The 25,384-nt window shown below is 40.4% G+C and carries 24 protein-coding genes; 11 read left to right on the top strand and 13 right to left on the bottom strand.

Annotated elements, in window-relative coordinates:
- The first annotated feature begins 148 nt into the window (after positions 1-148).
- Genes PY091_RS04355 through PY091_RS04340 form a run of 4 tightly spaced genes read left to right on the top strand, consistent with a single transcriptional unit; the run spans position 149 to position 3,143 of the window.
- Positions 149-499, top strand: a complete 351-nt coding sequence (locus tag PY091_RS04355) for a hypothetical protein (RefSeq protein ID WP_275648480.1) — start codon at positions 149-151, stop codon at positions 497-499.
- Between the two features lie 55 nt (positions 500-554).
- A complete protein-coding gene (locus tag PY091_RS04350; protein ID WP_275648479.1) occupies positions 555-1,595 on the top strand; it encodes a quinone-dependent dihydroorotate dehydrogenase in 1,041 nt (346 codons plus the stop codon).
- A gap of 6 nt (positions 1,596-1,601) precedes the next feature.
- The gene (locus PY091_RS04345; protein WP_275648478.1) at positions 1,602-2,258 is read left to right on the top strand and encodes a LysE family translocator; all 657 of its coding nucleotides are present in this window, start codon (positions 1,602-1,604) and stop codon (positions 2,256-2,258) included.
- A 21-nt stretch (positions 2,259-2,279) separates the two neighbouring features.
- Positions 2,280-3,143, top strand: coding sequence for a hydroxymethylglutaryl-CoA lyase (locus PY091_RS04340; protein ID WP_275648477.1), 864 nt, complete (start codon positions 2,280-2,282; stop codon positions 3,141-3,143).
- Positions 3,144-3,197: 54 nt separating this feature from the next.
- On the opposite strand, the gene PY091_RS04335 is transcribed toward PY091_RS04340, so the two are convergent.
- A complete protein-coding gene (locus tag PY091_RS04335; RefSeq protein WP_275648476.1) occupies positions 3,198-5,420 on the bottom strand; it encodes a TonB-dependent receptor family protein in 2,223 nt (740 codons plus the stop codon).
- 240 nt (positions 5,421-5,660) lie between these two features.
- Between PY091_RS04335 and guaB the strand changes: the two genes are divergently transcribed.
- Positions 5,661-7,133: an IMP dehydrogenase gene (gene guaB, locus PY091_RS04330; RefSeq protein ID WP_275648475.1), complete on the top strand. Its 1,473-nt coding sequence runs from the start codon at positions 5,661-5,663 to the stop codon at positions 7,131-7,133.
- A 24-nt stretch (positions 7,134-7,157) separates the two neighbouring features.
- On the opposite strand, the gene PY091_RS04325 is transcribed toward guaB, so the two are convergent.
- Both PY091_RS04325 and lysA read right to left on the bottom strand, forming a co-directional pair.
- Positions 7,158-7,673: a thioredoxin family protein gene (locus PY091_RS04325; RefSeq protein ID WP_275648474.1), complete on the bottom strand. Its 516-nt coding sequence runs from the start codon at positions 7,671-7,673 to the stop codon at positions 7,158-7,160.
- Between the two features lie 100 nt (positions 7,674-7,773).
- A complete protein-coding gene (lysA, locus tag PY091_RS04320; protein WP_275648473.1) occupies positions 7,774-9,012 on the bottom strand; it encodes a diaminopimelate decarboxylase in 1,239 nt (412 codons plus the stop codon).
- 165 nt (positions 9,013-9,177) lie between these two features.
- On the opposite strand from lysA, the gene PY091_RS04315 reads away from it, so the two are divergent.
- From PY091_RS04315 to PY091_RS04295, 5 genes are all read left to right on the top strand, one after another.
- Complete coding sequence (locus PY091_RS04315; RefSeq protein WP_275648472.1) at positions 9,178-9,816, top strand: LON peptidase substrate-binding domain-containing protein; 639 nt, start codon at positions 9,178-9,180, stop codon at positions 9,814-9,816.
- A gap of 116 nt (positions 9,817-9,932) precedes the next feature.
- A complete protein-coding gene (gene sucC, locus PY091_RS04310; protein WP_275648471.1) occupies positions 9,933-11,126 on the top strand; it encodes an ADP-forming succinate--CoA ligase subunit beta in 1,194 nt (397 codons plus the stop codon).
- 345 nt (positions 11,127-11,471) lie between these two features.
- Positions 11,472-11,807 (top strand): hypothetical protein, encoded by a 336-nt coding sequence (locus PY091_RS04305; RefSeq protein ID WP_275648470.1) that lies wholly within the window; start codon positions 11,472-11,474, stop codon positions 11,805-11,807.
- A 118-nt stretch (positions 11,808-11,925) separates the two neighbouring features.
- A complete protein-coding gene (locus PY091_RS04300; protein ID WP_275648469.1) occupies positions 11,926-12,327 on the top strand; it encodes a TerB family tellurite resistance protein in 402 nt (133 codons plus the stop codon).
- Between the two features lie 115 nt (positions 12,328-12,442).
- Positions 12,443-12,868 carry an Hsp20/alpha crystallin family protein gene (locus PY091_RS04295; RefSeq protein WP_275648468.1) on the top strand — a complete coding sequence of 142 codons (426 nt, stop codon included), beginning with the start codon at positions 12,443-12,445 and terminating at the stop codon, positions 12,866-12,868.
- 95 nt (positions 12,869-12,963) lie between these two features.
- Here the strand turns inward: PY091_RS04295 and uvrB are convergent, their stop codons facing one another.
- Genes uvrB through PY091_RS04275 form a run of 4 tightly spaced genes read right to left on the bottom strand, consistent with a single transcriptional unit; the run spans position 12,964 to position 18,503 of the window.
- Positions 12,964-14,952 carry an excinuclease ABC subunit UvrB gene (gene uvrB, locus PY091_RS04290; protein WP_275648467.1) on the bottom strand — a complete coding sequence of 663 codons (1,989 nt, stop codon included), beginning with the start codon at positions 14,950-14,952 and terminating at the stop codon, positions 12,964-12,966.
- Between the two features lie 49 nt (positions 14,953-15,001).
- Positions 15,002-16,732, bottom strand: a complete 1,731-nt coding sequence (locus PY091_RS04285) for a T9SS type B sorting domain-containing protein (RefSeq protein ID WP_275648466.1) — start codon at positions 16,730-16,732, stop codon at positions 15,002-15,004.
- Positions 16,733-16,761: 29 nt separating this feature from the next.
- Positions 16,762-17,595, bottom strand: coding sequence for an ABC transporter permease (locus PY091_RS04280; protein WP_275648465.1), 834 nt, complete (start codon positions 17,593-17,595; stop codon positions 16,762-16,764).
- An 11-nt stretch (positions 17,596-17,606) separates the two neighbouring features.
- Complete coding sequence (locus PY091_RS04275) at positions 17,607-18,503, bottom strand: ABC transporter ATP-binding protein (protein ID WP_275648464.1); 897 nt, start codon at positions 18,501-18,503, stop codon at positions 17,607-17,609.
- A gap of 78 nt (positions 18,504-18,581) precedes the next feature.
- Here PY091_RS04275 and PY091_RS04270 point away from each other — a divergent pair, with 78 nt between their 5' ends.
- Positions 18,582-19,658: a hypothetical protein gene (locus PY091_RS04270; protein WP_275648463.1), complete on the top strand. Its 1,077-nt coding sequence runs from the start codon at positions 18,582-18,584 to the stop codon at positions 19,656-19,658.
- Here the strand turns inward: PY091_RS04270 and PY091_RS04265 are convergent.
- The 6 genes from PY091_RS04265 to PY091_RS04240 are packed head-to-tail and all read right to left on the bottom strand — an operon-like array spanning position 19,655 to position 25,384.
- The gene (locus PY091_RS04265; protein ID WP_275648462.1) at positions 19,655-20,713 is read right to left on the bottom strand and encodes a nucleoid-associated protein; all 1,059 of its coding nucleotides are present in this window, start codon (positions 20,711-20,713) and stop codon (positions 19,655-19,657) included. The two genes, PY091_RS04270 and PY091_RS04265, sit on opposite strands and share 4 nt — an antisense overlap.
- Positions 20,714-20,757: 44 nt before the next feature.
- Positions 20,758-21,261 carry an IS1096 element passenger TnpR family protein gene (locus PY091_RS04260; protein WP_275648461.1) on the bottom strand — a complete coding sequence of 168 codons (504 nt, stop codon included), beginning with the start codon at positions 21,259-21,261 and terminating at the stop codon, positions 20,758-20,760.
- A 43-nt stretch (positions 21,262-21,304) separates the two neighbouring features.
- The gene (locus PY091_RS04255) at positions 21,305-22,318 is read right to left on the bottom strand and encodes a COX15/CtaA family protein (protein WP_275648460.1); all 1,014 of its coding nucleotides are present in this window, start codon (positions 22,316-22,318) and stop codon (positions 21,305-21,307) included.
- Positions 22,315-23,745: a CCA tRNA nucleotidyltransferase gene (locus PY091_RS04250; RefSeq protein WP_275648459.1), complete on the bottom strand. Its 1,431-nt coding sequence runs from the start codon at positions 23,743-23,745 to the stop codon at positions 22,315-22,317. The genes PY091_RS04255 and PY091_RS04250 overlap by 4 nt, the downstream gene beginning before the upstream one ends.
- Positions 23,746-23,747: 2 nt before the next feature.
- Positions 23,748-24,308 (bottom strand): L-threonylcarbamoyladenylate synthase, encoded by a 561-nt coding sequence (locus PY091_RS04245; RefSeq protein WP_275648458.1) that lies wholly within the window; start codon positions 24,306-24,308, stop codon positions 23,748-23,750.
- Complete coding sequence (locus tag PY091_RS04240) at positions 24,305-25,384, bottom strand: hypothetical protein (RefSeq protein WP_275648457.1); 1,080 nt, start codon at positions 25,382-25,384, stop codon at positions 24,305-24,307. Before PY091_RS04240 ends, PY091_RS04245 begins: the two co-directional genes overlap by 4 nt.

Here is a 25,384-nt window from a genome sequence, read left to right as displayed (position 1 = left end):
TAATGCTTATTCCCACGTTATTTTATAAATCAAAAGCATTAATAAGTATCTTTCGGGCACCATAAACATCAATCTTAAATTGAAAGCCTTAACATTTTCACTTTTTTTTATTTCATGCTTTTTCGGGTATTCCCAAATGGATTGCATTTTGGGTGTAGGAGGGAGAGACAATGAGACCATTACCAAAGTTTTTGAACTGAGTGAGGAACAGCGGGTAAACCTTAAAAACTGGAGCGCAGAGTTGAAGGTCCGTAACGATATCCTTAAGGATAAGGCCAAATTCTTGATGAAAAAGAACGAGGAGAGCTCACCGGAAGTGTTGCTCAAGGTATCCAAGGAGTATGCGACCATTATGGATAGTATGAAGCAAAATGTTAGAATGATAGATCAGCGATTGTTGAATAGCTTCAACGATGTGCAGTATGATCGTTATTTAAAGTTATGCCGACAGTTGACCTTGCGTCCTATCCACATTAATAGGTCTGTTGACGAAAATTGATTGTTTTGTAAAGAACTGTTTTAAGAGTTTTTATTTTTGTCCAAAATCCATTTGAATGTATAAAATACTTATCCGCCCGGTACTTTTTCTGTTTGATCCAGAAGCCGTGCACCACTTTTCTTTTTTGGCCATTAAGTTTTTTTCAAGATTGGGTTTTGGCGGTCTGTTCCGTAAGGTATTCGTAGTAAACGACCCTAGGCTGGAGCGTGAGGTATTTGGTGTAAAGTTCAAAAACCCAGTCGGACTTGCCGCTGGGTTTGATAAAGATGCCAAACTTTACAATGAGTTCTCCGATTTTGGTTTCGGTTTTGTGGAAATTGGCACGGTTACCCCAAAACCACAACCAGGGAACCCCAAAAAAAGACTTTTCCGGTTAAAAGAGGATAAGGCTGTCATTAACCGAATGGGTTTTAACAATAAGGGGGTTTTTGAGGCTGTTGAGCAGCTAAAAAAGAAACATAGGGTAATAATCGGCGGAAACATTGGCAAGAACAAGGTGACGCCAAACAACGAGGCCATCAAGGATTACCTGATCTGTTTTGAAGCCCTTTTTGATTATGTGGATTATTTTGTGGTCAATGTGAGTTCCCCGAACACACCGGGACTCAGGGAGCTTCAGGATAAGGAGCCTTTGACCAAATTGTTGAAAAAACTCAAAAGTCAGAATGCAAAATTGGCCAAGACCTCCAAGGTTAAGGAGAAACCAATTTTATTGAAGATAGCCCCGGATTTGACCGAGGATCAATTATTGGATATCATCGAGATTGTTGCCGACACAAAAATTGATGGTGTAATCGCCACCAATACGACCATAGAAAGAAAGGGGTTGAAATCTCATTTGATCCTATCCGAAGAAAAAGGAGGACTTAGTGGGAAGCCATTGACCAATAGGAGTACCGAAGTGATTCGGTTTTTGGCAGACAATAGCAAAAAGGCTTTTCCAATTATTGGAGTGGGGGGTATCCATTCTGCAGAGGATGCACTGGAAAAACTGGAAGCTGGAGCAGATTTGGTACAACTTTACACAGGATTTATATACGAAGGTCCGGCGCTTATAAAGAAAATCAACAAGGCCATTTTACAGGAAATGGGCTAAGATTATATGTACAGCATGTTTTTATTTCTGGAAACCATCAATTATCCCATATTGATAGGTTTTTTGGTGTCTTCCTTGGCCCTGGCCATTTCACCGGGTCCAGACAATATTTTTGTGCTCACACAAAGTATCAGTAATGGTACCAAGGCCGGATTGGCCACGGTTTTTGGATTGGTCTCAGGGTGTTTGGTGCACACAACTTTGCTGGCATTCGGTGTTTCGGAAATAATCAAACGTAGCGACACCCTTTTTTTTGCCATCAAACTATTTGGAGCATTGTATTTGTTGTATTTGGCCTACAAGGTATACCGAAGTGATGCCTCCATCCTGCTAAACCAAGAGAGCAAATCTGTTAAGTCACCGAGAAAACTTTTTTGGACGGGCTTTACCATGAATGTGCTCAATCCTAAGGTTACTATCTTCTTTTTAGCTTTTTTTCCCGGTTTCTTGTTCAGTGATGAGCTCAATACTGTAATTCAATTCTACGTTCTGGGATTGCTTTTTATGCTTTCGGCCCTACTTGTTTTTGGTTCCATTGCAGTGCTCGCAGGAACAATCTCCAAGTATCTTACAAGTCATAAAAATGCAGGAGTGTATTTGAAATGGGTGCAGATTATTGTTTTTGTAGGGATTGCACTTTATCTATTTCTGTCGGATAAATAAGTGCTATTTTTACGGAAGCCTATGTCAAAAGTAAAACTTATAGAATGTCCTCGGGACGCCATGCAGGGAATAAAAACGTTTATTCCTACGGATGAAAAGGTGAAGTATATCCAATCTTTGCTGGGATGCGGTTTTGACACGATTGATTTTGGAAGTTTTGTGTCGCCCAAAGCCATACCCCAGATGCAAGATACTGCCGAAGTTTTGGCCCGATTGGACCTTTCCCGTACCCAAAGCAAGCTCTTGGCCATTGTAGCCAATGTTAGAGGGGCACAGGATGCATGCAAGCACGGAGTAATTGATTATTTGGGCTTTCCTTTTTCTATTTCGGAAAACTTTCAGATGCGGAACACGCACAAAACAATCGACCAATCGGTAGAAACCTTAAAAGGAATCTTGGAACTGGCCGATGCCAACGGTAAGGAAGTGGTGACCTATATTTCCATGGGGTTCGGGAATCCGTATGGGGATCCTTGGAATGTGGAAATAGTGGGAGAGTGGACCGAAAAGCTGGCAGCCATGGGCACAAGGATTCTCTCCTTATCCGATACTATTGGGAGTTCCACTCCGGAGGTAATCGATTATCTGTTTTCCAATCTAATTCCCAAATATCCTGAAATTGAATTTGGTGCCCATCTACATACCACTCCAACAAAGTGGCACGAAAAAGTTGATGCAGCCTACAAAGCAGGTTGTCGCCGTTTTGATGGTGCCGTTCAAGGGTTTGGAGGTTGTCCTATGGCCAAGGATGAGCTTACCGGCAATATGCCTACCGAAAGAATGCTTTCCTATTTTACTACAGAAAAAGTTGATAGCGGTGTCAACTGGATGGTTTTTGAGGCGGCTTTCAATAAAGCCACCGAGCTGTTTTCGGTGTATCATTAAAAAAGGCACCCCGGTATAGAGTGCCTTTGATTTGTATTAATTGAGGGCGCGATATTAATATCTAAGTTCGATCCCTGCATAAATACCAAATGGATGACCGGGTCTTAAACCTGCCGGTACTCTGGCAACAGCATATGCTTCGTCCAACAAATTAATGGCATTGGCAGTTACGGCCAAATGGTCGTTGAACCTGTACTTTCCACCAAGGTCCAATATAAAGTTGGAACTTACTTTTTCGTCGGCGGGTATTGGCCCATTTCCAGCCATTGTTCTAAAAGCGCCATTGTATCTTCCGCTAAGATTTATTTCAAAACTTTGGTGCTCAAGTGATAGCGCAGCATTGAATTGATGCTTGGAAATATATGGCATTTCATCTCCGGCGGAAACCTCTCCCCAAATGTCGTTTTCACTGCCGAAGCTGTTCAAGAACTCCGTATCGGTTAAAGTGTACCCAAAAGTAAAGGGCAATTGAAGACTTTCATTGTTCTCCAAAAAGTTGTAGTTAAGTAGCAACTCGATTCCTTGTACGCGCACTTCACCTGCATTGAATTGGTCCAAAGAACCAGTTCCGCCCGTCGCTGCAAGATCACTGCCCAAAAGGTTGCTGTAATCGTTGTAAAAACCAACAAGCTCACCAGAAATGCCGGCGAAAGAAAAACGACTTCCCAGCTCGTAGTTCACACTTTCCTCTGGGTCTTCGCCGGGTTGGTTGCTAGGAGGTGAAAATCCCTTGTGTACCCCTCCAAAAATGGACAGGTCATTAAAATTATAGTTGAACCCAATTCCTGGGATAAATACGTCCACCTTATTTTGTCTTTCAGAAAGTTCGGAACCGGTACGCTCTATGTCGTTGGTGCCATAGTTCAGTCTTTCCAAGCGTATATTCTCGTACCGCAAACCTGGAGTCAAGGTTAAATTGTTGATTTTCAATTTATACATTGCATAGGAAGCAAAAGCTTTAGCGCTGCTCACCCTGTTGGCGTTTGTACCAGGAACCCCTGCATTGATCAACCGCATGTTTCCGTTCACCATGGCGTAATCATCCATCCATTGAAAGCGATCTTCCTCATCATAGTGGTATCGCAGTCCAATTTCTAAATCATGGTAAGTGTTTTCTCCGCTCCAATGGTAATCTAATTTTGTCTGTACCCCAGTGGATAAATAGTCCCTATTGTTGTTTCTGGCATTTAGAAAATCATTTGCTCCACTATTGGTAGCGCCTTTTACTAGATTCAGGTAAGACGCATACTCGTTAGGATTACCAAAAATATTACCAATACCTTGGCGTTCCCCATCGATGGTAACATAATCCACCTTGTACCAATTACGGCTAAAATCGTTGTAATAGCCTATGGTGGTGATCCTGAACTGATCACTGAACTTTAAAGCATGGGTTCCCATAAGTTGGAAATGCTCGGCATTCATTTGATCATTTTGGGATCCTGCGTATCGACGAAAGGGGTCGGCATCAAAATCTTCCTGGGTCAATCCCAAGTAGGTTTCGTTGGATGTTTCATCCGAGTACTGAACTTTCACTTCAAACTCTTGTCCTAGCTTTGCCTCAGGGTTCGTATTGACCTTGAATTTGGCAACAAGGTCATTCTTGTCAAAACCTGTATTGTCCCCGTTTTCCAGGTTTTTGAATCCATTGGAATTGTAATTAAGATATTCTACGGAATACCCAAAGTTCTTGTAGCAATCTCCTAGCTGCGTATGGATACGGCCACTTTGGAAACTACCATAACTACTGTTTAAAAAGATTCCAAAGTTATCGGGGATTTCGGTGGAAATCATGTTTATGGCTCCCCCGGTCGTATAGGGTCCAAATTGAACCTGACTGGAACCCTTTAAAATTTCAACAGCCTGCATTCTGGCAATGGTGGGGAAATAGTATGCCGAAGGGGCGCTGTAGGGAGCAGGGGCAATGAGAACCCCATCTTCCATTAAAGTGATTTTGGAGCTTCTTTCCGGAGAAGTTCCCCGTAAGCTGATGTTTGGTCTAAGGCCAAATCCATCTTCTTCGTATATGTTTACACCGGGTACGGAGCGTAAGGTGCGATTGATATCTGTATAGCTGAATTTTTTGATTTCTTCAGGTGAGAGGTAATAAGAAGAGCCTGTTCTGTTTTTTGCTACAAATTTGCTTCCAAAGATTACTTTGGCAGATAAAACGACTTCATTCAACTCAATAAGCGTTGAATCGGTAGGATTTTGCTTTTGTTGGCCCGAAAGGAATAGAAAACTAAAAAATGCGATGATTAATGATGATCGGTACATTGTATTAATTAAGACTTATTTTAAATAAATTACAATTTTGGGGCAAATGTACGGTTCAAACTGAATAAAACAATGCTTATTTAGAATAAATAAATTTAATATTTTGGATTTTAGGTCTGCTCAGGTATTAATGGACATCTTTAAGGCGAAAACATATTCTGATAATTGAGAAAGTATTACCTAAGTCCATAATTGATTAAAATTAGTGGTATATTTGCACGCAATTAATCCGTAATTGCAATGGAAGCTCACCAAAACAAAATTGTTGGAGAAGGTCTTACATACGACGACGTTCTTCTTGTGCCCGCATACTCCGAAGTACTTCCCCGAGAAGTAAACATTCAGTCAAAATTTACCAAGAACATTACCATTAATGTGCCCATTGTTTCCGCGGCCATGGATACGGTAACCGAATCCCGAATGGCCATTGCCATGGCAAGGGAAGGAGGTATCGGTGTTCTTCATAAAAACATGACGATAGAACAGCAGGCCTTAAAGGTTAGGAAGGTAAAACGTGCGGAGAGTGGTATGATCATGGATCCTGTAACACTTCCTTTGGATTCTGTGGTCCGAGATGCAAAAGCTAGCATGAAGGAGCACAGCATTGGCGGTATCCCCATTGTGGATGCAGATAAAAAATTGATCGGTATCGTAACCAACCGCGACCTTCGTTTTGAAAAGAACGATGATCGCCCCATTGCAGAGGTAATGACCTCTGAAAACTTGGTTACCGTAGGTGAGGGTACTTCCTTGCAACAGGCCGAGGTTATACTTCAAGAAAATAAAATTGAAAAGTTACCAGTGGTCAACGATAAGGAAGAGCTTATTGGATTGATCACATTCAGGGATATTACAAAACTCACCCAAAAACCTATTGCTAACAAAGATCAATACGGTCGTTTACGTGTTGCGGCTGCCATTGGTGTTACCGCAGATGCTGTAGATAGAGCGGGAGCCCTTGTAAAGGCCGGTGTGGATGCCATTATTATAGATACGGCCCATGGACACACCAAAGGTGTTGTAGGTATATTAAAAGAAGTAAAGAAATCATTTCCAGAGTTGGAAGTGGTAGTAGGAAACATTGCCACTGCAGAGGCTGCAAAATATCTGGTAGAAGCCGGAGCTGATGCCGTAAAAGTTGGAATAGGACCTGGGTCTATTTGTACCACTCGTGTGGTTGCAGGGGTTGGGTTCCCACAATTTTCCGCTGTTTTGGAGGTGGCCGCTGCTTTAAAAGGTACAGGTGTGCCAGTTATCGCAGATGGGGGTATTCGATATACAGGAGATATACCCAAAGCAATAGCAGCAGGAGCGGATACGGTAATGCTTGGCTCTTTATTGGCAGGGACCAAAGAATCACCAGGAGAAACCATTATTTACGAAGGGCGTAAATTTAAATCCTATCGAGGAATGGGCTCCGTTGAAGCCATGAAACAAGGTAGTAAGGACCGCTATTTCCAAGATGTGGAAGATGATATCAAGAAATTGGTGCCGGAAGGAATTGTAGGCCGTGTACCGTACAAAGGTGAATTGATGGAAAGTATGCACCAATTTATCGGTGGATTGAGAGCTGGTATGGGATATTGTGGAGCAGGCGATATTGAAACGCTTAAGAACAGTGCCCGTTTTGTGAAAATTACTTCCAGCGGTATTCACGAAAGTCATCCCCACAATGTGACGATTACCAAAGAAAGTCCAAACTATAGTAGGTGAATAAATTATTAAACGCTGGGGAATTTATTTCCCAGCGTAACTTTCCCAATCTTTATTCTTGTAGATGTTCTCGCCAAAATATTTGGCAATTTGCATAAAAGGTTCCACTTGTTGATAACCGGGAACTGGTGAAAGCATGTTAATTTGCTCATCCAGAAAAACTACGGTAGGATAACTCATTTTGCCTTGTAGTAGTGCAGCGGCCAATTCGTGGTAACCTCTTCTCCCGGAGGGAACAAAATTGAAAGTTTTACCTTGGTAAACTATCGGGTCTTTGCCTTCTGCATCCAATTTTACCATATAAAAATTGTCTTGCATGTACTTAGAAACCTCTGGATTCTGGAAGGTGTTTTGATCCATCTTTTTGCACCATCCACACCAATCTGTATAGACGTCAACAAAGATTTTTTTAGGCTGAGCATCTGTTTTGGAGAGTTGCACGGCCTCTTCCCAAGAAATCCATTGAATATCCTGGGCTTGTGTGGTAAAGCCTGTAAATACTAAAAATAGTAAGCTGATTTGGGTATAAATTGAGCGCATAGTCATCATTTTTGACATAATTGTCGATGTATCAATACAAAACTAACGAAAATTGTACCAAAATAGTATTCGCTTTAACACTCCTTAAAGGGATATACATCTACTTAACGGTCTCCTTCTTTGGAGCTTCGAAAAGGTCCTTCACATCCACTTGATTCCTTAAGATGTCATCAAAGGTTTCCCTTTCCCTGATCAGATGGGCCTTGCCATTGTACCAAAGCACTTCTGCGGGCCTGTATCGGGAATTGTAGTTGCTGGCCATGGTAAAACAGTAGGCACCGGCATTCTTAAAGCAAAGTATATCACCTTCAGATATTTCGCTGATTCTGCGATTACTTCCAAAAGTATCCGTTTCGCAGATATAACCTACCACAGAATAGTACCGTTCTCTACCTTTTGGGTTGGATATATTGCTTATTTGGTGTGTGGAACCGTAAAGCATTGGACGGATCAAATGATTGAAACCTGAATCGATGCTTGCAAATACAGTGGAAGTAGTTTGTTTTACCACGTTCACCTTTGCTAAGAAATACCCAGCTTCACTCACTAAAAATTTACCAGGCTCAAAAGCCAAGGTGAGCTCCCTGCCATATTCTTTACAGAATTCATTGAATCTTTTGGTCAATTTTTTACCCAATTCATCCACATTGGTCTGAATGTCACCTTCTTTATAGGGCACTTTAAAACCACTACCAAAGTCGATGAATTCCAGGTCTTTGAAATTTTTCGCTGTCTCAAAAAGAATTTCCGAAGCGTATAGGAAAACATCAATATCCAATATGTCGCTACCAGTGTGCATGTGGATACCGTTGATGTTCATATTGGTCAACTCTACAATCCGAAGCAAGTGTGGGATTTGGTGTACGCTGATACCAAATTTGGAATCGATATGTCCAACGGAAATATTGGAATTTCCTCCAGCCATTACATGTGGATTTATTCTGATGCAAACGGGGATATCTGGGTGTTTGCTGCCGAATTGTTCCAAAATGGACAGGTTGTCTATGTTAACCTGAACTCCAAGGGCCGCAGCTTCCTCGATTTCCTCCAAAGAAACTCCATTGGGTGTAAAGATTATGGATTCTGGTTTAAATCCGGCCAACAGTCCCAATTTTACTTCTTGAATGGATACCGTGTCCAGACCACTTCCCAAACTGTTCAACAATCTAAGAATACTTACATTGGACAATGCTTTTGCGGCATAATTCAATTTTAGACTAGGAACTCCTTTAAAGGCATTGGTAAGCTTTTTGTACTGCGATGTGATCTTGTCTGCATCGTATACATAAAGTGGTGCGCCAAACTGTTCTGTTAGTTGAAGTAAGTCTTTGGTATTCATGTTAAACTATAATTTTGCTGTAAAGCTAGGTTTTATCAGGTATAAAGGCAAGAAACATAAAATAATACATCAAAATATAACAAGTTGTTTTATTTGTAACAATCTATCGATTGTCAATGTTGCTCCTTATGGTATTGATGTGTATTTTTAGACAAATTCAGCTGCATGAGACTTCCTTTATTTCCTTTAAAATCTGTTTTTTTTCCTGGCGAAACGGTGCCCTTGCATATATTTGAAGATCGATACAAGCAATTGATCAACGATTGCCGAAAGGAAGCGCTTACATTTGGAATTCCGGTGTACATCAACAATTCACTTTCTTATGGAACCGAAGTTCAGTTGGTGGAGGTTGTAAATACCTATGATTCGGGTGAAATGGATGTGGTTTGCGTGGCACGCCAAGTATTTAAAGTATTAAGTTTTGAAGAACGGTTGGAGGGAAAATTATATGCCGGCGGCGAGATAGAGTTTCTGGAAATGGAGAATGATGCGGACGAAGGTTTGCGGGGTGAAGTGCTTCGAAAAATTGAAATGTTGTACGATATTATGGATGTTCCCTTTACCAAAACAACCCCTAAACAGTTTAATAGCTATTCCTTGGCACACAAAATGGGGCTATCATTTGAGCAGGAATATCAATTATTATTGATGAAGAGCGAAACCGACAGACTAAATTTTATAAAAAACCATTTAGAAGCCACAACCAATATATTAAGCGAAGTAAACCGGACAAAGGAGGTTATAGAAATGAATGGACATTTCAAAAATTTTGACCCTCTGGACTTCAAAGATTTCAAGTTATAGACTTCCTCAAGAAAAAAGAGGCTTTTATTGATACCTAATTAGCAATTATTTATTTAACACCTTCAATTTGTCAGCGGTGTTTTCTATTTTTGCTTCAAACAAAAGTAAATTCACAGATGAATCTTCACGAATATCAAGGAAAAGAGATTTTAGCCAGTTTTGGAGTTAGAATCCAAAGGGGAATCGTAGCCCACAACGCCAAAGAAGCGGTAGATGCCGCAAAACAACTTACACAGGAAACAGGAACCGGATGGCATGTGATCAAAGCACAGGTGCATGCAGGAGGCCGTGGTAAGGGCGGTGGAGTAAAATTGGCCAAAAACTTGAAAGAAGTAGAAGAATTGGCAGGTAGTATAATAGGTATGAACCTAGTTACGCCTCAAACATCTGCTGAAGGTAAAAAAGTACATCAAGTATTGGTGGCCGAGGATGTTTATTATCCTGGCGATAGCGAAACCAGTGAATTCTACATGTCCGTACTTTTAAATAGGGGTACAGGTAGAAATATGATCATGTATTCCACCGAGGGAGGTATGGACATCGAAGAAGTGGCCGAAAAGACCCCACATTTGATCTTTACCGAAGAAGTTGATCCAGGAATGGGCCTTTTGCCTTTCCAAGCTAGGAGAATTGCATTTAACTTGGGATTGTCCGGAACTGCTTTTAAAGAAATGGTGAAATTTGTGATGTCTTTATACAAAGCATACGAAGAAAGCGATTCCAGTCTTTTTGAGATCAACCCGGTTTTGAAGACTTCCGATGATAAGATTATGGCTGTTGATGCCAAAGTAACCATTGATGACAATGCGCTTTACAGAAGAAAGACTTACGCAGAAATGAGAGACCTTCGCGAAGAAAACCCAATTGAAGTGGAAGCTCGCGAAGTAGGATTGAACTATGTGGATTTGGATGGAAATGTAGGCTGTATGGTTAACGGTGCTGGATTGGCCATGGCTACAATGGATTTGATCAAGATGGCTGGTGGTGAGCCCGCCAACTTCTTGGATGTAGGTGGTACCGCCGATGCCAAAAGAGTTGAAGAGGCATTTCGTATAATCCTAAAAGATCCTAATGTAAAAGCTATTCTAATCAATATTTTTGGTGGTATTGTACGTTGTGACCGTGTGGCGCAAGGTGTTGTGGATGCCTATAAAAATATGGGTGATGCAATTCAAGTACCAATTATTGTTAGGTTACAGGGAACTAATGCCGAGTTGGCCAAGGAGATTATAGATAACTCCGGATTGGCTGTACATTCTGCGGTTCAGTTTAAAGAAGCTGCCGATAAAGTAGAAGAGGTTTTGAGCTAGTCTCAACACTTAATAGATATTTAAAAAGGGCAACACTTAAAGGTGTTGCCCTTTTTTTTGTGCCCAATTTTAACATGCTCCTCTTACAGTGGCAGGATTGTGAAAAAGGTGAAATTTATTGGCTTTTCCATCATTTTTAATAACCCTCTAATAACGAGATTTTTAAAGTGTAAGTAGGGTATTAGCCCAAGGTTAAGGACATTAAACATTTGTTAAATGACACCAAAGTGTAACAATTATGTTTTTTTATCGTCTTATTTTTGAAGTGTCATTAAAAAGGACCCTTAATCAAGTCTGTATTTTGACATATTGTTAATCATCAATTTTAATCAAAAAACAAAAATCATGAGAAAATTAAAAACTGTTTCAGTGGCGTTTGCACTATTTGCAACGATGAGTGCATTTGCAACAAAAGGAAAAAAGGAAAACAAACAACCTAACCTATCCGGTCAGATTTACGAAATGTTGAAACAAAATCAATTCAACGTTGATTACAAGGAAATGACTGCCGAGGTTAGATTTATTGTCAATGAAAAAGGAGAGTTGGTGGTACTATCTGTAGAGACCAGCGACGAAATTTTGGAAGGTTTTGTAAAAAATCGTTTGAACTACCAAAAGGTTGAACTTAACAATGTTTCACCTGGTAGAATTTACGAACTTCCAGTACGTATTACCGCTTAATAAACGGGAATTGTTTGAGTTAGTTAGAAAAAGCCCTGAACATTCAGGGCTTTTTTGTGTACTAAAATAGGTGGTTTTGGAGTTATGTACTTAGGATTGCAAACCAAAACCAACCAAAATGGGTACTTATCAAGAAAAATTGAGCATTCTCTCAGAGATGATCGCCTTTGCAAGGGTAGACCATTCTTTGAAGCGTTCGGAGTACGACTTTTTATTGAAAGTGGCCAATAATCTAGGGGTGGGAAAGGACATCTTTGATGGTCTTTTAAAGGAGAAATCACCAAAGGTTAGGCTTAAAACGCAAGCCGAAAGAATAGTGCAGTTCCATCGATTAATACTTCTTATGAACGTCGATAGGGAGCAGCACAAGAAAGAAATCAATACGTTGTACAATATTGGACTTAAAATGGGCCTTCCACCGGCCGCAATAAGCCAAGTTTTGGAAGTGATGCACCGATATCCGGACAACATAGTACCGCCAGAAATACTCATCAATATCTTTAAGGCCTACTACAATTAGTGTCAAAATGACATTGCATATTCCCTAAAACATGTCACAAAGACATGTTGTTTCTGTTGGTATAGGTTTTGACTTATACATGCTGATTTAAATGTTTAACTAAAATTGAATCGCCATGAGTATAGTAAAAAGAAACAACCTGTTTTTTCCATCCTTGATGAACGATTTTATGGGTCCTGACTGGTTCGGTGGAACAGAAAAGTGGAATGCTTCTGTGCCCGCTGTAAATATAAAGGACAATACTGAAGGTTTTGAATTGGAGCTTGCCGTTCCAGGAATGAAGAAAGATGATTTTACAGTTGAAATCGACAATGATGTATTGACAATTTCAAGTGAGGTGAAATCCGAGAATGAAGAAAGTAACGAGAATTACACAAGAAAGGAATTTTCTTTTTCTTCTTTTAAAAGAGCATTTACACTACCAGAAACCGTTGATGGCTCAAAAATCGATGCGAAGTACGAAGATGGAATTTTAAAGTTGACATTGCCTAAAAAACAAGAGGCATTGCCAAACCCAAAAAGATTGATTGAAATAGGATAAAAAAACATTAGAACACCAACTATAGGTGTTTCATGATGGTTGGATTAGTTGGTTAGTTTGAGGTGTGCTCCCGAAATTTCGGGAGCACATTTTTTTTATTCCTTTTCCTGTAGCATTTTTATCTCATCACGCAATTTCGCAGCTTCCATAAAGTTCAGTTCTTTGGCCGCTTTTTCCATGGCTTTTCTTTTCTCCCTTATCAATTTTTCCTTTTGGTCTGCCGTGATGTAATTTAAATCGGGCTCAGCTGCACGTAACTCTTCTTTTTGGAAATGGTAGGTGGATACAGAATTTTTGGCCAAAGCACTGTCCAGATTTTTCTTGAGCGCTGTGGGAGTTATATTGTTTTCTTTGTTGTAGGACATTTGTTTGTCCCTTCTGTAATTGGTCTCATCAATGGTCTTTTGCATGCTGTCGGTTATGGTATCGGCATACATAATAGCTTTACCATTGAGGTTTCTAGCAGCCCTGCCAACCGTTTGAGTCAATGAGCGGTTACTTCTTAAGAAACCTTCTTTATCGGCATCCAGGATGGCGACCAACGATACTTCTGGCAAGTCCAATCCTTCACGGAGCAGGTTGACTCCAATAAGAACATCAAAAAGTCCTTTTCGTAGATCTTGCATGATCTCAACTCGCTCCAAGGTGTCAACATCACTGTGTATATAACGGCATCTAACATCTATCCTTGTTAAATACTTGGTGAGTTCTTCGGCCATTCGCTTGGTCAATGTGGTTACCAGTGTTCTCTCGTCCAGTTCCACCCGTTGTTGAATTTCCTCAACAAGGTCATCAATCTGATTTTCACTGGGCCTAACCTCGATAATGGGATCTAATAGACCTGTAGGACGGATAATTTGTTCTACATAAACACCTTCGCTCAATTCCAATTCATAGTCCGCGGGAGTTGCACTGACATATAATACTTGATTTTGAAGCGCTTCGAATTCTTCAAATTTTAATGGCCTGTTATCCATTGCCGCGGGCAAACGGAATCCATATTCCACCAAGTTTTCCTTTCGGGAGCGATCGCCACCGTACATGGCATGCACTTGAGGGATGGTCACATGGCTTTCATCAATGACCATTAAATAATCATCGGGAAAATAATCCAGTAAGCAGAAAGGTCTTGTTCCTGGTTTTCTACCGTCCAAATATCTAGAGTAGTTCTCGATTCCTGAACAATAGCCAAGTTCACGAATCATTTCTAGGTCAAAATTGGTACGTTCTTCCAGCCGTTTTGCTTCCAGTGGTCTTCCTATTTCCTTAAAATAATCTATTTGCTTTACAAGGTCGTCCTGTATCTCCTTTATGGCATTTTGAAGTACATCGGGCGATGTAACGAACATATTGGCAGGGTAGATGTTCAGCGTGTCATAAATCTCTATAACGCTGTTGTTGTATGGATCTAAAGCCTCGATTTCCTCAATCTCATCACCAAAAAAATGAATACGGAACGCATGATCGGCATAGCCGGGGAATACATCCACAACATCTCCTTTTACCCTAAAGTTCCCATTTCTAAAATCCGCAGTGGTCCGGGCATAAAGGCTTTGAACCAATTGTTTTAGAAACTTGGTTCTTGATATTACCTGATCTCGGTGAATCGTGATTACGTTCTTCTGGAACTCAATAGGGTTTCCGATACCGTACAAACAAGAAACCGAAGCGACTACAAGTACATCCCTGCGCCCGGAGAGGAGTGAAGAAGTAGCACTAAGTCTTAATTTTTCTATATCCTCGTTTATGGAAAGGTCTTTTTCAATATAAAGTCCACTGGAAGGGATATAGGCCTCGGGCTGGTAATAATCGTAGTAGGATACAAAATACTCTACCGCATTATTGGGAAAAAACTGTTTAAATTCGGAATACAATTGGGCAGCCAACGTCTTGTTATGAGCAAGTACCAATGTTGGTTTTTGTACCGATTCCACCACATTGGCAACCGTAAAAGTTTTACCGGAACCTGTTACCCCAAGAAGTGTTTGGTGGGGAGTATTTCCCTCGATTCCCTCCACTAATTGCTTAATGGCCTGGGGCTGATCGCCCGTGGGCTTAAAGTCCGAAACTACCTGAAATTTCATAGGGTAAAAATACTAAAGGCTTGTCCCAATTGGAAACAAAAGTTTCAGATTATCTTTTAAGTGCAAAGTGCCCCTTGATTACTTGATCCGAATCATTGATTGCCACGAACCAATAACTGTCAGATGGTAATGGCCTTCCTCTTAAATTACCGTCCCACCCTAGGGAATTTGGTGAAATCTGTTTTAGAAAGTTACCATAGCGGTCAAAGATTCGAATGCTCTTTAAAACAACTTTATCTGTTCCCTGAGGCTGTATAAATTGCCAATAATCGTTCACTGAATCTCCATTTGGAGTGAAAAAATTAGGAAAACCGTTTATCGTCAAATCTTGAGCATACTCTTCACTTGCGATGCCACAACCATTTTTGTCACGGACATAAATTTTATGGTTGCCTTGTGATACATTATTGAAAATATTATTGTCCGAATAAGGACCATCAATATCATCAATGGCATATTCATAATCCCCCATACCTGATGCGATTACCGTTAAGTTTAATGATGAATCTGTTATTTCTGGTATGATATCTTCAATCGTCGGGACTTGGGAGGAAACCACTTCAAACACTTTAGATGTGGGACATTCGATAATGTTTCCATCTTGGTTGGCTGTATTGTAAATCTCATATCTATAAAGTCCATTCGCTGTTATGGTTACATCCTTGGTGGTTGAAATCAACATTTCGTTCTCAAATTCATCTATGCTATACCATCTGTAACCTTCCGCTATGTCCGGTGCGGTTATAGTTAAGGGACCATCATTTTGGCATGTGGAGAACGAATCGGGGAAATCCATAGTAGGATTTATAGTGATGTATTCCCCTGTTTCAAAATCTAGATAAGGGCCACACCCTACAATGGTAGTAAAACTTGTTTGGATACATCCTTCTGCTTGACCGGCTTCGTTAAAAGGGGTTATCCAAATAAAAAATGTTTTGTTCGGCTCAAAATTTACAACTGGAGTTGAGCTTGTGTAAAAAATAGAACCATCCAAAATATCGGTGCCAGATGGAGTCGTGCCTATAGTTACAATATACCCGGTAGTATTGGGGACAGCATACCATTCGAGCAGGGGGGACAAGGGTACATTGGTTTCACCATCTTGTGGATAAATAATATTGGTGCAATCGGGAATATCAGATTCCGCTCTGGTAGCAAATTGTTGATAGGTGCAGCCTATGGCATTCCCCAATGAGTTGTACGGAACTACAGTGGCATAAATGGTTGATTCTGCGGGAAGGTCGGTAGTGGGATTATAGGTCAAGGTATTTTGAACATCAAAATCATCAAGGAGGTCCGTGCCACCAGCGGTGGTTCCTAAGCTAAGCCGATACCCTTCTGCGCCATATACATAGGCCCAAGAAATATTTGTATTTGGGTTTACGTCACTTGAGAGATCGGTAGGGTTGGTTAATTCTGTACATTCTGGAACCGTTGTTAAAGGCTGAGTGGTAAAACTATAGCTGAAACAAGTGATATTGGGCTTGTCAAAAAAGTAAAGAATGATCGTTACATAAATGGTTGTGTTTGCAGGTAGCCCCATTGGTGGGGTATATGCCGATGTGCTTGCGAACTGTGAACTTAATATATCATTGCCGCCAGGGCTGGTTCCCAATGTAATATTGTATGAGGGGACTCCATCCACAGTTTCCCAGTCAATGGTGGCATCAACCGGAATATTATTGGCACCATTGGCGGGATATACAATGTTTGGACATTCTTGACCATGCGCATGAACAACAGTTACTAGCGCCAAAAGAATGAGTAGTTTAAGTTTCATTTACATGATTATGTGCATCTAACAAGATACTACAAATCACGTTTTTTCAATAATGCATAGGATAAATAGATGAAAATGGCTGTCCAAACGATGACGACCAAAAATTCATACCAATACACATGATAATCAAATTTCATGTCCTCCCCAATTTGCTGACCGATGTTTTGTACGGCGGACAACCTTGTAAAAGGCTCTTTTATCAAATTCGACATTGATTCCAAAGGAAAGAATCGTTTTACTGCTTTTGCCGACTCCCAGCTCATTACTTTCCAGCCCAGTAGTCCAAAAGCAACTTGCTCCAAAATGGTCCATAAAATCAAGAAGCCAAGTGCAAACGCGGAACGTTTCACCAAAATGCCCAAGAATAGACAGAAGGAGAAGAATCCGACCAATTTAAAAAAGAATGCCGGTAAGAATTCCATATCCGAAAATATGATGGAAACCTCATTATAGTCCGAGTATACCAAACCTAAAATCATGGATACGGCAAAAACGAACACTGTGGAAATCAATGCAAAACTTATGACGGTCAGGACTTTTGAAAGGATGAATTCCTTTTTGGACAAACCATCGATCAAGTTTTGTTTAATGGTCTTGTTGCTGTATTCGTTGGACATCATAGATACAATTACGATGGCCAAGAATAATTTGAACAGAGCTGTAACAAAGGTGTTAAAATGCCAGATGTATGGGAAGTTGAAAATTCCCTGGTCGGCCAAGTGGAACTGAACGGGCCCAATGTCAAATTTTATGGCCGCAATAAGCGCAATGGAGGTTAGCAGCACAAAATAGGAGATGATCAGCACCTTGCTGGCCCTATTGTTCCAAAGTTTTATGAATTCTATTTGAAGGAGACGTAACATTCGTTTTTTGATTATTGGTTCTTGGTCAAGGTTAAAAATTGTTCTTCAAGGCTCTCTTTTCGTTTTACGAGGTGTGATAGTACAATACCTTTATCGAACAGCATTTTGTTTAAGCTTTCGGCATCCATTTCTTCTTTTAAATACGCGGTTATGGTGCCATTGAAATTTTCGATTTTACCGAAACTTGCATTTTTCTTCAATAGTTCTTGGAGTTGTTCCATTTGGGTGGCACGAAGCTCAAAAAAACCATGACTGGCCAGCATACTATCCACAGGTCCCGAATACAGGTTTTCGCCTTTACGAAGAATAATTACATGTGAACATACTTTTTCCACCTCGTCTAATAAGTGGGAGGCCAATAATATGGTAGTGCCTTGACTTGCAATTTTTTTGATGATTTCACGGATTTGATGGATACCTTGAGGGTCCAATCCATTCGTGGGTTCGTCCAAGATCAATATCTCCGGGTCATTGAGTAGGGCAGAAGCAATGGCCATACGTTGTTTCATCCCCAAGGAATACGTTTTGAACTTGCTGTTTCTGCGGTCCCACAGCCCAACCAATTCCAATTTTTCCTGAATCTTGGTTTCGGGAACATTTTTTATTTTACAAACCAGACGTAAATTTTGGATAGCGTTCATGTAGGGGTAAAAGTTGGGCCGTTCAATAATCGCCCCGACCTTTTTTAACGCGTCATGAGTGGATGTTGTTCCGTCGAACCAACTAAAATCTCCCGAAGTCCGGTTAACAACGTTAAGTATAATGCCCAGTGTAGTGGATTTGCCACTCCCATTTGGTCCCAAAATACCATAAACATTCCCCTTTTCAATAGTAAAGGAAAGGTCTTTTACGGCTGTGAGATAACCAAATTTTTTGGTGAGATGGCTTACGTTCAGTATTGTTTCCAAAAGATGCTATCGTTTTTTGAATGGTTTATACTAACTTGACGATGTTTATCGCAATTTGTTACAAAATAATCGAATACAATGTCGGAAGAAAAGTTGATGTCGAAAAAAAAGCCTGCTTATCCCATAAGTGAAGAGCTGGATGAATATTTGGAATATTATAATAGAAAGATAGAGATTCCGATCCATTACGACGATTTGCTTCGTTTTTCGGGAAGTGTGGCCGTATATGATGCCAATGATGAAGATACCCTTTGGGTAAGGGTGTTTTATCCCGAGTTTGACCGCGATGAGATAGACCTTGCCCTAAAACGTGTGTATTCCAGTTTTGTTTCAGATGGTAGCGACTCCATTTTTCAGTATTTGAACGTAGATTATGTGGACTATTGCACTTTTGGAAATTCAAAACCTTTCAGGATCAAGGTGCGTAACATTTTAAACGATAACTACACCCTGTTCTATGTAAAAAAGACCGATGCTTCCCGTGTATATGGCTTGGAACTGGAACACATGCTGTCGCCTTACAACCTTAACTTTGTGATTTATGAAAATACGTTGATCGAGGAACATATTGTTGGTATACCGGGTGATGTTTTTATGAAAAAAAATCTGCCGGAATGCTCCGAATTCGATAAAGCACAAATAGCCAAGGAGTTCGTGAAATTCAATGAAAGGTGTATGATCCGATTATTGGGTGATATGCGGTCTTATAACTATGTTATTGTTCCTACCCACGATTTTGATAGTGTGGTTTATAAGATAAGGGCCATTGATTTTGACCAACAATGCTACGAGGGTAAATTAAAGGTGTATCGTCCCCAATTTTTTAAAGAGAACAAAATTATGGTGGACCTGGTCCAGGATAAATTGACCGTGGATTCCGTAAACCAATATATAGTGGAAGAACGATCCATTATCGCTAAAAGGATATTGAGCTGGGGACGCAGGCTAAAACGACTTTTGGATGTTTGTGAGGTGGATACCATCTCGCCACCTGAAAATATTGAAATGCTTAAAGCCCAGCTTCAGGAGTTAACAGGTGACATTAAATTTAGGGACAGCAAGACCATGGGCGAAGTATTGACCAATGCCCTGGACTTTGTGAAACGTAATTACGAAGATGTGAGTATGAAACAGATTATAGATAAAAAGTTCTAGCTCTTCTGCTCTTTGTTGAAATATACTAGGTAGTAGTACATCTGACGTTCTTCGTCCCAACCTTTTTCCACGAATTTTTCCGCGGATTCCGGATTAATGAAATCCATCTTAATCTGAATGTTGGTATCCAGGTTGATTACGTTTTTAATCTTCCTTCGAGCATCACTTACAGCCTTATTGGCGATGTCGAAATTAGAAACGTCTTCAATGCTATACTTGGGCCCTTTTTCAACCTTGTAATGCTTAAACTCAGGAATCAATTCAGGGTTTTCCATTACCTCGTTCAAAAATGAGGTTTCCTCAAAATTGTCGTTTTTCGCAAAGTGATTAACCGCTCGGTTCATGAAAAGTACTTCCTGTTGCTTGTCCTCGGCCGGTAGTACAACATCCTTGGCAAAGTTCTGGCAGAATTTCAGGTAGTTCTTGGTATAGAAATTTTCATCGGTCAAAGGAGCAACGCCCAAGAAGTTTTCCAACCAATACTTGGCATCGTATCTATTGCTATCAACGGACAGTACCTTGTAGCCCTCTTCTTTGTTAACATTGAAAACAATACAGCCCTTGTCCAATTTATTAATGTTGATTCCCTGACGAATCAAAATTTCCAAGTTGTGTTCCTTTTCTTCAAATTGAAGGAAGTCGTGTTTCAACTCACTTTTAAAAATACCTACGGCATCCGTTTTTTGTTTGTCGATCACCATATCCGAAAAATGAACCACATAGACCTCACCACTCTTAATATGGGGGTGATTGGATTGTTCATACAGATGTGTGGTTATTTTTTTGGAAAGCCTGTGGTTGTCGGATGGATTATCAAAAATTCCGGTGACAGCGGTGAATACCTCATTAAATTCCATATCCACCTCATGGCCAAACTTATAGTAGTTTTCCTCCTTTTCCCTAAATGGTTTAAAGAAGTACTCCTTTAGTAAACCTGACATTTCATCGTTCAGTGAAAAAGGTTCTGCGGATAAAAAGGCAGATTCGTTTTTACTTTTGTTGCCAACACGATGAAGCGAAATACTTTCTATTTGGGCGTTATATAGGTTTAGCATGTTAAGATTAAGTGTTAATGGTTAAAACTTGGCAGCACTTTTGGTTAGTTCCAATTCTCGTCAAAATCCATGTCGTCATAACTGTCCAGAAGGTCGTCAAAGTTTCCTTCGTCGTCGTTTGGTTCAGCTTCAAATTGTTTTTCCGGTGGGGCATCCGGTAATTCACCAAAAGTAAACAAGACGTTCGGATATACCCTTCCATCCTCTTTTTCAACAATATCGGCCAATTCCACAAAAAAGGTCCACATGCTAAAAAAGTCGTACACGTAGATCAATTTTGGATTGTCCTCTGTTAAAACATCGTCAAGGGACGTTTCGTTCATCAATCGGATATCGGAACCACTCTCGCTCATATCAAAAAGAGCAATTTCTTCATCTTGGTTCCATTCTTCGTCACAAGTGTAAAAGGAGGCCATTTCACTTCCCTCAAAACCAAAAGCTTGGGTAATGGCATTATGGAAATCCTCCAAATTACTTTGCTCCTCAATTTCGACATCTCGAAAGATATCTTCCTCAGCATCAAGTATTATCCTGATTTTATAAATCATCCATCAAATTTTAGAGTGGGCACAAAGGTACAATAAATAGGACTTATTTGGAGAACCTGTGCAAGGTAAAAGTCATGGCGGCCAAAAGGAAAAATGCACCAATTTGATGCGCAATTCCCAGCCAAAGCGGTACGGCGTAAATCAAAGTGAGTACACCCAATAAAAATTGCACAAATACCAAGGCCAATAGGGTTTTTAATCCTTTTTCTTGAAGTGCCGTAGTCTCGATTTTTCTTGTGCGGTACCAAATCAAGGCGATAAATGCAACCACGATATATGCAAGGTATCGGTGCACAAACTGAACCCCGCTTTTTCCTTCATAAAAGTTTTTGATGACAGGTTGTTGCTCAATGTAAACCGTTTCATGTATAAGTTTGCCGTCGCTCATCAAAGGCCAGTGGTTGTGTATAAAACCTGCATCCAAACCAGCCACAAAAGCACCCCAAATAATTTGAAGCAATAGAACCACAAGTCCAAATCGAATCAGGTTTCTGATCTTCGTGTTGATTTCTTTTCGTTCTGGATAAATAAGGTCCAAGGCCACCCATAAACTGTAGGCAAATGTGATGAACGCAGTGGTCAAATGTGCCGCCAATCTAAAGTGGGATACATCTGGACGGTCCACCAAGCCACTTTTGACCATATACCATCCCAAAAAGCCTTGGAAACCACCCATAAACAATAATATAATGGCCTTTTTTATGGTTGGTCTGTCCAATTTTTTAGTGAACAAAAAGAATAGGAACGGTATGATAAATACAACACCAATAAATCTTCCAATAACCCTGTGCAGCCATTCCCAGAAGTAAATGTCCTTAAATTCCTCTATCCCGAAATGATTGTTGAGCTTTTGGTATTCCGGGTATTGTTGGTAAAGTTCAAAGGCCTCTTGCCATTCCTGCTCGTTCATTGGAGGGATTGTTCCCTGAATCAACTTATAATCGGAAATGGACAGTCCAGAGTGGGTAAGGCGGGTAATCCCGCCGACCAAGACCATGATAAAAATGAGAAAGCATCCAGTTAACAACCAATACACTACATATTTGTTCTTTTTCATTCGGAGTGGACTTTTAAATTCATTTTTTTGCCTTTTTCCAACATAAAATGGTAGGCAGCCTCATATTCGTTAGGGATTTCACCTTCTAAAATCGCTTCTTTAATAGCGTCTTTGATGATGCCAATTTCTTTGGAAGGTTTTAGGTTGAAGGTCTTCATGATCTCTTCACCGGAAACAGGTGGTTGAAAGTTTCGGATATGGTCCCGTTCTTCGACCTCCACTATTTTTTGACGAACAATCTTAAAATTGTTCTTGTATTTTTTCTGCTTGCGGGGATTCTTGGTTGTAATGTCGGCCTCGCACAAGGTCATAAGGTCCTCTACAAAATCACCGGCATCAAAAACCAATCGCCGAACGGCGGAATCGGTCACGTGGTCTTCGGATAGGATGATTGGGCGTGAACTCATCAATACCATTTTCTGAACGAATTTCATTTTCTCGTTCAATGGCAATCGAAGTCTTTTAAATAGTTTGTAGACCATTTTTGCACCAACAAATTCGTGGGCGTGAAAAGTCCATCCAATTTTTTTATGGAACTTTTTTGTCGGTGCTTTGCCAATGTCGTGCAGCAATGCGGCCCAGCGCAACCAAAGGTTGTCCGTGGTTTCTGCAATGTTGTCCACTACTTCCAAGGTGTGCCAAAAGTTGTCCTTATGGCGTTGACCTTCTATTTCTTCGATGCCTTGTAATGCTGTGAGCTCGGGTAGAATCAAAGGCAACAACCCTGTTTGGTGCATCAATTTGAAACCAAGTGAAGGTTTGGAACTCATCAATATTTTGTTGAGCTCGTCCACGATACGTTCCTTGGAAACAATTTTGATGCGTTCTTGGTTTTCTGTTATCGCCTGAAGTGATTGCAGTTCAATGGTGAAATGCAACTGGGTGGCAAATCGGATGGCACGCATCATACGTAAAGGGTCATCGGAATAGGTGATACCGGGCTCCAATGGGGTGCGAATGATTTGCTTGTCCAAATCCACCAAACCATCAAAAGGATCTAAAAGCTCCCCAAAATTGGTTTCGTTCAATGCCAAAGCCATGGCATTTATGGTAAAATCACGACGGTTTTGGTCGTCTTCCAAAGTGCCATCTTCTACGATGGGCTTTCGGCTATCCCGATTATAGCTTTCTTTTCGGGCCCCTACAAACTCCAGCTCCAAATCCTTGTGCTTGATCATGGCCGTGCCGAAATTCTTGAATACGGAAATCTCCGGTTTGCCCTTAAGTTTGGAAGCCACTTTTTTGGCAAGTTCTATACCGCTACCAATGGCGACAATATCAATATCCTTAGGGATGTTTCTTTTTAAAAAGTAATCCCGCACAAACCCACCAATCACATAAGCGTCTACGCCCAATTCATCTGAAGCTTCGCCAATAAGTTTAAAAACAGGATGTTGTATTGCTTCTATATGGAATTCCTTCGCCATTGTTATTCCCGAATAACCTTCACTTGTCCGTCCGTACTCAGTTTAATGATGGAGGAGGGGGAAGGGTTTATGTTTTCATCGGGCAAATTTACCACATAGTCCACTCCTTTTAAAATTTCTTCCTCAATATCCTTGAATTGTTTTGGAGTGGGATGGCCCGAAATATTGGCCGATGTGGATACTATCGGTTTTCTAAATTTATTGATGAGATACTGACAGAATTTATCCGAAGCTACTCTAATGGCCAAGGTGTTGTCTTCTGCTACCAGATTGCTGGCCACGCCCATAGGCTCATCGAATACGATAGTGGTTGGTTTTGTGGCCAAGTCCATAATATCGTAGGCGACATCGGGTACTTCTTTTACGTGGCGTTCCAACATGGCCTGGTTGGCCACCATACAAATTAGAGCCTTGGAATCTTCTCGCTTTTTTAGGGCATATACTTTTTTTACCGCTTCGGGGTTGGTAGCATCGCAGCCTATGCCCCAGACCGTATCGGTAGGGTAGAGAATGAGTCCGCCTTCCTGCAGTACTTTATAGCATTTGTTGATTTCTTCAATCATTTTATTTGATTTTCTTCTAGAAAGTTGATATAGTTACTTTTCTGTGCTTCGAAACTCCATTTGCTTTCCGGATATTCCTTTTTTTCTGCTTTTCCTTGGCTGATTTGCTCTAAAACCATGGAGAGTCCTTTTGCTCCATCATAAAGTATGGAGTGATTATCAATGTCGGGGATATGGCTGAGTCCGATTGGGGAGATCAAGGTTTTCCGATATCCAAAGGCTTGATTGTAACACCCCATGATTTTATGTTTTGCATAATTATTCCCGATTATATTCAATGGGATGAGAATGTAATCTGATTTTTTCAAATAGTCATGGAATACATCATTGTCCAAGAAGGAATCAAAGGTCATAAAATGCTCTTGGAGGTCATTTTTTTGGAGGAATTCAATGAATTTCCCATTTCTAGGATCGTTGGAGTTGGTGCTTCCCAAAATCAGAATTTTCAAATTGCTTTTTGATAGTGTTTTTTGAAGAGCCTCTGCAACAAGATAGTAGTCCCTTCTTCCAAAATCGAGTTTGCCAGGTATGCTGATCCAAATCTCTCCTTTTGGTTTTTTGAGGATTGTTTCCTCATAGTTTGGAAAAAAGATAGGGTAAAAACTCTGTAGTCGTATTGACTTGTCTTCCAGCGGGATGGAGTCCTCTAAAAAATCATTGAGTACAAAATAGTTTTTTATGGACCTATTGATGAGCTTTTGGGAAAAGCTGTGGTTTACCTTTTTCAGATTATGCAGAATGCCAAATAAAGCTGTTTGCCTTTTCAATATAAAACTCAATAAAATGACTTCTAATCTGGAACTTGCGGTATTGAATATAATCTTTTTTAAGCTTCTTCTTTTGAATTGCTTTTTAAGTTTCCATAAGAAGGAAATGCGACTGAAAAAATTCTTTTGATGGGAACGGTCAAATGTTATCACATCTTCAGGAATATCCAAATATTCAGAAGCTCTATCTTTAATTTGACTGCTTACAACCAAGGTCAGGGAATATCCAGCGGAATCGAGAAACTTTATCTGCGAATACAAACATTCATCATGATAAGAGTTGAACTCGATTAGTGCTGCTTTCTTCAT

The sequence above is a fragment of the Flagellimonas okinawensis genome (genome assembly GCF_029194005.1).
Lineage (GTDB): Bacteria > Bacteroidota > Bacteroidia > Flavobacteriales > Flavobacteriaceae > Flagellimonas > Flagellimonas okinawensis.
The sequence above is the reverse complement of the archived record's forward strand: the minus strand, read 5'-3'. Positions and strand labels throughout refer to the sequence as shown.